The organism is Deinococcus carri (assembly GCF_039545055.1).
Classification (GTDB): domain Bacteria; phylum Deinococcota; class Deinococci; order Deinococcales; family Deinococcaceae; genus Deinococcus; species Deinococcus carri.
Genome location: NZ_BAABRP010000002.1, coordinates 238,674 through 247,583, shown reverse-complemented (window position 1 = coordinate 247,583; position 8,910 = coordinate 238,674). Strand labels below are relative to the sequence as shown.

Here is an 8,910-nt window from a genome sequence, read left to right as displayed (position 1 = left end):
ACACACTACGCGAGGCCTCCCCCGCCGTGCCCGTTCCGCAAAACGCCGAGGCCTGAGCCTCCTCTCCTCTCCCGCGACCCGCCTGTGCCAGGGCGGGTCCATTGCTCTTGGGGCCAACCAGAAAGCACCTAGGGTGAACCCATGTCCTTTCTGACGAGTCTTCGGAATGCGCTGACTCCCGTACGCCAGACCAGTTGGACCGAGCGATCGCCGCTCCTGGGCCTCCACAAGGGCGTGCACTTCGCACGCAACGGGTCCGCCGAGATCGGGTTCGAGTTCCACCTTCCGAACGTCCTCCAGGTCTCGCACGCCCTGCGCGACACCATCAAACACACGACCAACATCCTGCTGAGCCAGGCCCTGCCGGTGGGATCGCGCGGCCGCATCATCGTCGAGAACCGCGACATGTCCGAAGGGGAGGTGCGCAGCGCCATGCTCCAGCCCCAGGGTGAGCAGGACATCCTGGATGCGGTGGTCCAGGCGGACAACGAACTGCTTGAGCGTGACCGGCGTGCCGGGAAGTTAAAACGGACCCGCCACTACTTCATGGTGAAGGTCGACCGCAAGGTGCCCAAGAACCGCAGCCTGTCCGAGCGGGAGCGTGACGCCCTCACCGACTACTGCAACGCGTTTGCCGGGCGGCTGGGTGACGCCATGCATGCGGCGGGCCTGGCCCCGCGGCGGATGGGAACCCAGGCCATCGCCAACCTGATCTACAGTTACCGCAACAAGCAGTTTGGCGACATGCCGCGCGAGTACCGCAGCCTGATTCCCACCGGCGGCGCCTCGATACGCGCCCTACAGGCGAACGACAGTATCCAGATTCCCTCTCCCCGCCGGCAGCTCACGGAAAGCTCAGTGGACAAGTCGCACCCCGGGTTCCTGGTGGTGGGCACGCGCCTGGTCAACGTGGTGAGCTACTCGGAGGTGGGCGAGGGCACGCAGAGCGGGATGCTGGAGCAGCTCCTGTCGGCCCTCCAGGGCGTCGAGCACTACCTGATCATCGACTTCGTGATCGTCGATCCCACCACCAAGAAGGCGGCCCTGTCGTACAAGGCCGAGGGCGCGACCAACACCCTGGCGGAAGGGGGCGGTTCGGCGAACAGGGCCATCGCCGACGAGATGGAAGAGGCGCTGTACGCCATCACACGCGGCAAGGACAAGATGGTGCTCTTCGGGCTGGCGATGGTGATCTACGCGCGCACCCAGGACGAGCTGAACTACGCCACCAACCGGGCTCGCGCGGAGATGGGGCAACTGGGAGGAGCCCTGGCGCGCATCGGAAACGTGGACAACATCCGGCAGTTCGAGCTGCTGGAACCGTTCAGCGGCCTCACCAACCAGTACCTGTTCGACGGCCGTACGCTCAACGTGGCGGGCCTGATCCCGCAGGTGGGGGCGTGGGAAGGCACTGCGGACCCGCTGGTCGTCTTCCGCAACCGGTACGGCGGGCTCACGCCGATCAACCAGGCGGTGGGGACGAACAACTCCGGGACGTTCATCATCGGCACGGCGGGCAGCGGCAAAAGCAACCTGAACATGACCTTTTTGCTGAACGTGCGCGCTATCGGCGGAAGGGTCTATATCCTGGACCTGAAAGACGATTACGCCACCGTGGTGGAAGCGGTCGAGGGCGAGATCATCGAGATTCGCCCGGGGGCCAGGCTGAGCAACGGGCAGCGGGTGTGCATCAACATGTTCGACCTGCCGCCAGGTCAGATCACCGCGACCGCGGAGAAACGCGGCCTCCTGATGGGCATGTTCAAGGCGCTGCTGCTGCCCAGCGGCGGTCTGGGGCCGCTGGACCACAGCATCCTGACCAGCGCGGTGGAGGCCGCCTACGATTTGGCGATCAAGCGGGTGCCCACTGGGAACGGGCAGCACCGTGAGGCGTTCGATCCCTTCGCCTTCTCGGACTTCGTGCGGATTCTGAGGAATCTGCCGACTGTCGCGGGGGTCGCGCCCAACAAGGTCATGCAGGAGGCCATTGACGTGCTGGCCGCCCGGCTCGGAGCGTTTACCGGCAAATCGGAACTCGGCACCTTCCTGGACGGACCCACGACGGTCCGCATCACGAGCGACGTCACCAGCTTCAACATCTCCGCCATGCGTGACGAGTCGGCCCGCGAGCTGCGCCGCATCGGGATGATCCTGCTGGTGGACCTGATCTGGCGCAGCGGGCTGGACAACCCCGGCGTGATCAAGTACCCGGTGTTCGAGGAGTTGGGCGCGTTGGCCGAGATCGAGGAGGCCGCCAAATTCGTGGCCGAAATGTTCAAGCTCGGGCGCACCTTCGGCTTCTACCCCGTGGGGATCAGCCAGGAGATCGGAGACATCGAGAACCTGAGGGGCATCATCAACAACAGTGCCCTGCGCCTGATCGGCAGCGTCACGCCGAACGAGGCGGAGAAGATCGTGACGACCCTGAAGCTGAACGAGGCCACCCACGACGCCATTGGCAGCCTCGGCGGGGGCAGCAACTACCGCGAGTACGTGGCGATCATGGAACTGTCGAATGGAGAGACGGTCGGTGACGTCATCCAGAACCACCTGACCCCGCTGAAGTACTGGCTGACCACCAGCCACCCGAAAGACAAGGCGCGGCGCGACGAGTACACCCGGCGCCTGGGGGGCAACCGCATGGCGGCGGTGATGGCCCTGGCCGGTCATCCTGCCCCTGCCGCCTGACACACCCGGGGTTCGCCAGGAGGAACATATGCAAAGAACGCTGTGCATCATGACGACCGCCGCCGTGCTGTCCACCAGCGCCGCCGAGGCCCAGAGCGGCGTGCCGCTGCCCAGCCAGGTGCAGAACGCCTACGACTTCTACCAGCGCAACCAGGCGTGGCTCCAGTCCCTGACCGATTTGAAGAACATCAGCGACCGCATCTTTACCCAGGAGAACCTGAAGACCCTCGGCGGGATGATGCTCCAGCGCCTGGCCGACCAGGGCTTCAACATCGCCGGGATCGACCCCAACGGGTTCATCAACGACTTGCAGCAGCAGATCGACGTGATCAAGGCGGAGATCAGCAAGGGACAGGCGGACATCGCTTCGGGGGCGTTCCTCAAGCCCGGGACCAACGAGGTGGACACCGCCATCGCCTTCAACCCTACCCTCCAGCAGATGAAGCGCGACAGCGCCGTGCAGAACGTGCAGGCGGACGAGCTGAGCAAGGTCCAGTTGCAGAGCGCGGCGGACAGCGCCAAGACCGTCGAGGAGGCCGTGAAGGCCGCCAGCACGCTTCAAGACCGCGCCAGGGACGTGGCGTCACAGGCGCTGCAACTGGGGAACTCGCTGAACAGTGCGGATTCCACGCGTGACGGGGTGCAGGTGCTGGGGCAGATCGTTCTCGAGGACATGAACAACCGCGCCCTGGGTGACGCGGCGCTGGCCGCGCAGTTCGCGCAGCTCGCCCGGAGCCTGGACATCACCAACCAGACGATGGGTGCGGTGGTGAGCGACATCATCGCCAGGAAAAAGAGTGAGGCGCTCGCGCGCCAGCAGATGGTCGAGGAGCAGGTGGCCCGGTCCCAGGCCCGCGCGGACGAGACGGAGGCGGCCATCCGCTCGACGGGCAACACCATCGTCGACATCACGACGAAGCCAGACCGCGCCGCGGCGGAGACTGGCCAACTGCTGCGAGGCGACTGATGACCCGCCGGTTGCGATCTGCTTTCTCACTGGCGGTCCTGGCGCTGCCCCTGCTGGGCACGGCCGGTGCCCAGGGCGCGTTGGAGGTCAACCTGGCCGACTACGTGCAAAACCCCCGGGTGTGGATGGACACCCTGGCTGCCGACATCGGCAAGCAGCACCTGATTCAGTCCCTCGCGCTGTTCGGGACGTACATCGCGGGCGGCATGGGCCTGTACACCATCGTCTGGAAGGGCATTCTGCGCAACAACTGGGGGGTGGCCACGCTCACCCTGTTCAAGATCCTCGCCGTGATCGCGGTGATGAACGCCACCCGCGCCGGCAACGGGCCGGTGTGGGCCACCATCGACGCGTCCACACAAGGCTGGACCGCGCTGTACAGCACGGCCTCCAACCTGGCCAGCCCCTTGATCAAAAGCGCCGTCGAGCAGGGCACTGCCGACATGGCGAACGCGGCCCACAAGTACCTGATGGCGGCGGGGGCGGCGTCGGGCATCGCGGAGGTCATCACGACCGCGCAGTGGCAGCACCCGAACAACCCGCTCGACGACACGACCGTGCAGTCGCTGGTCACGGCGGAGATGCAGGCCCGGCAGCCCACACCGCTGGACCGCGTGAGCTGGATCGTGCAACTGGGCTACCTGCTGGTCCTGGGCTTTTTCGCGCTGTTCACGGCGATCATCCTGGGGAGCGGCTTCAGCCTGATTCTCACCACCCTGCTGCTGCCGCTGGGTGTGGTGGCCTGGGGCATCGGCGACGGCCGGATGCTCAAATACCTGCTGATGGGAGTGATCGGGGCGTGGCTGACGGTGGCCGTCACACCGTTCGTGATGGTGTTGTCGGCCAAGATCGCCGTGCAGTACCCGCAGCAGGTTCTGACCCAGCAGATCAAGGGCAAGACGGCCGACCTGAACGCGCTGGCCTACCAGTACCGGGACGAGATGGTGAAGTGCATGTCCGGCGTCACCGGCGCGAGCAACGAGCTGGGCGTGCCCAAGTGGCTGGGCGGGGATTACGCCTGTTCGGGGATCAAGGCCTTTTTCATCCAGATCAACGCCGGACTGCAATCGTTCTGGAACATGGTCCGCGGGTTCATCCTGTTCATCATCGCCATGGTGATCGCCCAGGGCATCGCGGCCTACCAGCTCCGGAGGGTCCCCGGCCTCCTGGCCAGCGCGCTTGGGACGGGCATCGACATGACCGTGTATGGCGTGCGCACGGCGGGCGTCGGCACGGTGGCACGGCTGACGGGCGGCGCGGCGCGCAGCATGACCGGACCCGCCGGGAACCTGGCGACGACGGGAGGGCGCGCACTGGTAGGCGGCGCAAACGCCGCGGCGGGCGGCATGCGTGACCTGGGCAGGAACGCGACGGACTCGTACCGGACAGCGCGGCTGGCAGGGGAACTAAACCGGACAGCGCGGAACGCCCCAGGACCGTCGGGCCGCGAAACGTACTCCAATGCCGCCGCGCGCATGCACCCGAATGGCGGCAGGCAGACCGGGCCTGCTCAGCCGTACAGCGGGAACACCGGCAACACCGGCAGCGCGCGCGGCACCACCGCCGACCTGGGCAGCAAGAACGGCGGGAAGAAGAACTGACTCCGGAAGGCAGCCGGAACCCTGACTGGGCGGGCGGCCCTGTGCCCGCCTGTTCGCACCCAAGGAACGGACGATGCTCCAGAAACGCCACAACATCGAGAACGTGCTGGTCAAGTCCAGGTCGCCGTGGGCGGTCCTGGGCCTCACCCTCTGTCTGGTCGCCTTCCTGGGCGGCATGGCCTACAGCGTGGGCGAGTTGATCCGGGTCAGTGTCTCCCTGGGAGAGAGGCTCATCGGCCTGGGTTGGGGGCGCGTGTACCAACTGGAAAGCCCGCTGCTGGTGTTCACGTTCTGCCTGGGGGATGGGCGCTGCGGCCCCGGAGCCAACCAGGCGCTGTCGGCTGCCTTTCCTTTCACGCCGTTTGCCCTGAGCTTCCTCCCGCTGATCGGCGCTGCCCTGATCTTCCGCAGAGGCAGCAGCAACCAGCACCTGAAGATGCCCGGGCAGCAGCGCTGGGCGCTTGACACGGACGACAAGATCAAGCTCTACACCAAAGGCGACCGGGAGCGCCCGGAGAACAGGCAGAGCGGTTACCTGGGCTATTTCATGAACCCGGTCAGTCCCGGCCGCTTCGACTTGAACAAGCTCCAGATGCTGCTGCCGCCCGTCGAGGACCGCTGCACCAACACCATCATCATCTCCGGGGTGGGGGGCGGGAAGACCTCGGGGCTGTTCATCCCGCAGCTTATGATGGACGCGGTCCAGGGTAGCAGCGTGATCCTGTTCGACCTGAAGTACCCCAACCGCCGGGGCTTTTACAACATGATTGCCTTCTGGCACCGCCTGGGGCGGCAGGTGCAGCTCTTCACGCCGTTTTCCGAGGACACGCTGCACATGCCGCTGCTGGACAGCGTGACGGACATGAAGACGGCCCTGGAGATGGCCGAGAGCATCATCACCCCACCCGAGTACCAGAAGGAGGTGGGGGCGCACTACAAGAACGTGGAGCGGCACACGCTGGCCTCGATCCTGCTGGCGGTCGCCAACCACCCCGTGCCGTCCAAGCGCACCTTCCGCGAGGTGCTGCGCGTGGCCCAGTCCACCAAGACCGAACTCGAACAGTGGTACCAGCGGGAGAGCGTCAACAACCCCGAGATCAGGGAGGCCATGAAAGGTCTCTTTGACCGCTCCCCGGCGGCCAATGCGGACATGCTGCGCGGCCTCGTCTCCGAGCTGAAGATCTTCTTCAACCCGGTGCTGGAGCGTGCCACGACCAGCAGCCCGGGGCGCAATCTGAACCTGGCGGACGTATTCCGGCGGCCCACCCTGCTGTACATCGGCATCGAGCAGGAACACCTGGTCGACGGGTCGGGCGAAACCCTGATCAAGCTGATCAAACGGCTGATCGACCGCGTGGCGCTCCAGGAATCCGCGCGGCAGGGCGGGACCCTGGCGACTCACGCCGAGTACTACTTCGACGAGTTCAACAGCTTCGGGCAGATGGGCAACATGATGCGCTCGACGGCCACCAACCGCGAGCGCAACATCGGCATGACCATCGGCGTGCAGAACAGCAGCCAGGGTCGTCTGGTGTACGGCGACCTGTATTACGCCGCCATGACGGAAAACGTTATCGGCCATACCATCCTGCTGCCCTACGGCATCACCGGCCAGGACGCCATCACCTGGTCGAAACTGCTGGGGGACACGACCAAAGTGGTGATGGGCGAGAGTGCGGCGAACGACCAGTTCCTGCCCACCCCCTTCAAGGGGCGGCGCACGGTCTCGGAACGGGTGGAGAAACAGCCCTTCCTGCCCCCGGAGGAGTTCGCCACCTACACCAAGAACGAGGGCCTCCTGATGATGATGGGCTGCCCGCCGGTGCGCATCAAACTGCCGCGGTACGACGCGCCCTTCGTGGTGCCGACCCCGTGGTGGAAGGCCTGGGCGCGCCCGGTCGAGAACCGCATCGCGAAGGTCTATCGCAACGTCATGGGAACTGCCGCGCCCGGCGTGCTCACCGACCAGCTCCTGGCCGATCCTGGTTTCCGCCAGCGCAGCCGCGCGCCCACCGCCGAAGAGATGCCGGAGACCCCCGAAGCCCTGCTGCACGCCTGGGCCGACGCGGCGCTGGAACAGGGGGCCAAGGTGCGCCTGGTGCGCGCGACCACGCCCCCCAAGGTCTACGTCACCACCGAGTCGTTTGACAGTCCGCTGTCGGACGAACAGCTCGACTTCCTGGTGGACCAGAGCAAGTGGCTGGCGCGGGGTGCGGCAGGCACGGAACTGCGCATCACGGACACGGGCCAGGCCCTGCTGGGTGAGGCCAAGCTGCAGCGCCTGACGGACGCCGAGGTGCTGGGGCCGATTGTGCGCTGGATGCACCAGCGCGCGGCCAGCATCGAGCACCACCCGGTCCGCGAAGCCCTGCCGGAAGACCAGCGCCAGGAGGTCACCGCGTTCTACGAGTACGAGACGCTGGCGCTGCCCTCCACGGTGCTGCGCGAGCTGCTCGGTGTGGTCCCGGACCTGCCCACCAAGCGCCTCGGCACCCGGAACCTGGTCGTCGTCCCCCTGAACGATCCAGCCCGGCTCCGGATGGCCGTCGAGGCCACGCGCGCGGCCTCCGAGACCCATCCGAACGGGGAGGCCAAAGGCTGGGGAAAAGTCAGGCAGGAAGCGGCGGCGCAGCGCCGGGTGCCGGATCCGGAACGGCTCAGGAAGCAGGCGAAAGATGGCAGCGCCAAGGCAACAAAGACCCTCAAAGCCCCGCTCTCGCTGCTGGAGGAACACGCCCTCCTGAAGGCGCAGGAAGCCGCACAGATCGCCGAGGTAGCGGCACCGGGGGAAGTCCCCGTACCGACGCCCAACCCGGCCAGAAAGAGCCGCAAGAAGACGCCTGCGGAGACCACGCCCCCCTCGCTGTTCCTGCCCTTGCCGGAGTTGGAGCGCACTCCTGCGGAACTCTCCTCGAAGGGAGCGAGTGAAGCGGAATCCCGGCCCAATTCCAGTCCAGACAGGGAGGCGGTACCGGACGTGACGGCGATCTTCACCGCCAACCGCATGAGGAGTGACGAATGAAGAAGTGGAATTGCGTTCTGGTGCTCATCCTGACCACGACGGCGACCGCGCAGGGCCCGCTCCAGGTACCGCTTCCCGAGGCCGCCCACTTGATCACGAGAGCGCAAAACTCGCTGCTGATCTACGCGCCGACAATGCGAAATCCCGAAGTCACCGCGGCGTACCGCCAGGCGATGACGCGCGACGTGACGACCGTGATCATCACCACCCCGGAGGCCGTCACGCAGGGCACCCGGAACGAGCGGGTGATGCAGGTGGCATTCGCTGGATATGACACCAACGTCACCCGGCTCTATGCCCCGAAGGTCACCAATGCAGCGAGCAGCGTGCCGTTCGTGGTAGTCGACGAGGCCTTCGCACTGGTGGGCCGCAACCTCACGCAGATTCCGCTCCCGGGGGACAGCGTGCAGGTGAATCTGGTCCGCGATCCGAAGGTCGTGGGTGCCCTGGTGAAGTGGGTCAAGGCAAACGCCCGGGCCAATCCGCAGGTGGACCTGCTGAAGTGGTTTTCCAGCCGCCTGAAACGGTCTTGAGGCAGGAAAGCGAGGCGGCCTCCTGGCCGCTTTTCTCTTGCCGGTGCTCCAGGCAGAACCACTTCCCACCTACGGTGAACGGCGAGGTGAGAGGCAGTG

The 8,910-nt window shown here is 66.1% G+C and carries 5 protein-coding genes; all 5 read left to right on the top strand.

Annotated features, from left to right (window positions below; translation table 11 throughout):
* The first annotated feature begins 141 nt into the window (after nucleotides 1–141).
* The 5 genes from ABEA67_RS06260 (at nucleotide 142) to ABEA67_RS06240 (ending at nucleotide 8,811) form a co-directional block, all read left to right on the top strand.
* Nucleotides 142–2,688 carry a VirB4 family type IV secretion system protein gene (locus tag ABEA67_RS06260; protein ID WP_345462558.1) on the top strand — a complete coding sequence of 849 codons (2,547 nt, stop codon included), beginning with the start codon at nucleotides 142–144 and terminating at the stop codon, nucleotides 2,686–2,688.
* Between the two features lie 28 nt (nucleotides 2,689–2,716).
* Complete coding sequence (locus tag ABEA67_RS06255) at nucleotides 2,717–3,655, top strand: hypothetical protein (protein WP_345462555.1); 939 nt, start codon at nucleotides 2,717–2,719, stop codon at nucleotides 3,653–3,655.
* Nucleotides 3,655–5,256: a hypothetical protein gene (locus ABEA67_RS06250; RefSeq protein ID WP_345462552.1), complete on the top strand. Its 1,602-nt coding sequence runs from the start codon at nucleotides 3,655–3,657 to the stop codon at nucleotides 5,254–5,256. Before ABEA67_RS06255 ends, ABEA67_RS06250 begins: the two co-directional genes overlap by 1 nt.
* Before the next feature lie 73 nt (nucleotides 5,257–5,329).
* On the top strand, nucleotides 5,330–8,278 hold the full coding sequence (locus ABEA67_RS06245) for a type IV secretory system conjugative DNA transfer family protein (RefSeq protein WP_345462549.1): 2,949 nt from the start codon (nucleotides 5,330–5,332) through the stop codon (nucleotides 8,276–8,278).
* The gene (locus ABEA67_RS06240) at nucleotides 8,275–8,811 is read left to right on the top strand and encodes a hypothetical protein (RefSeq protein WP_345462546.1); all 537 of its coding nucleotides are present in this window, start codon (nucleotides 8,275–8,277) and stop codon (nucleotides 8,809–8,811) included. The genes ABEA67_RS06245 and ABEA67_RS06240 overlap by 4 nt, the downstream gene beginning before the upstream one ends.
* The last annotated feature ends 99 nt before the right edge of the window (nucleotides 8,812–8,910 follow it).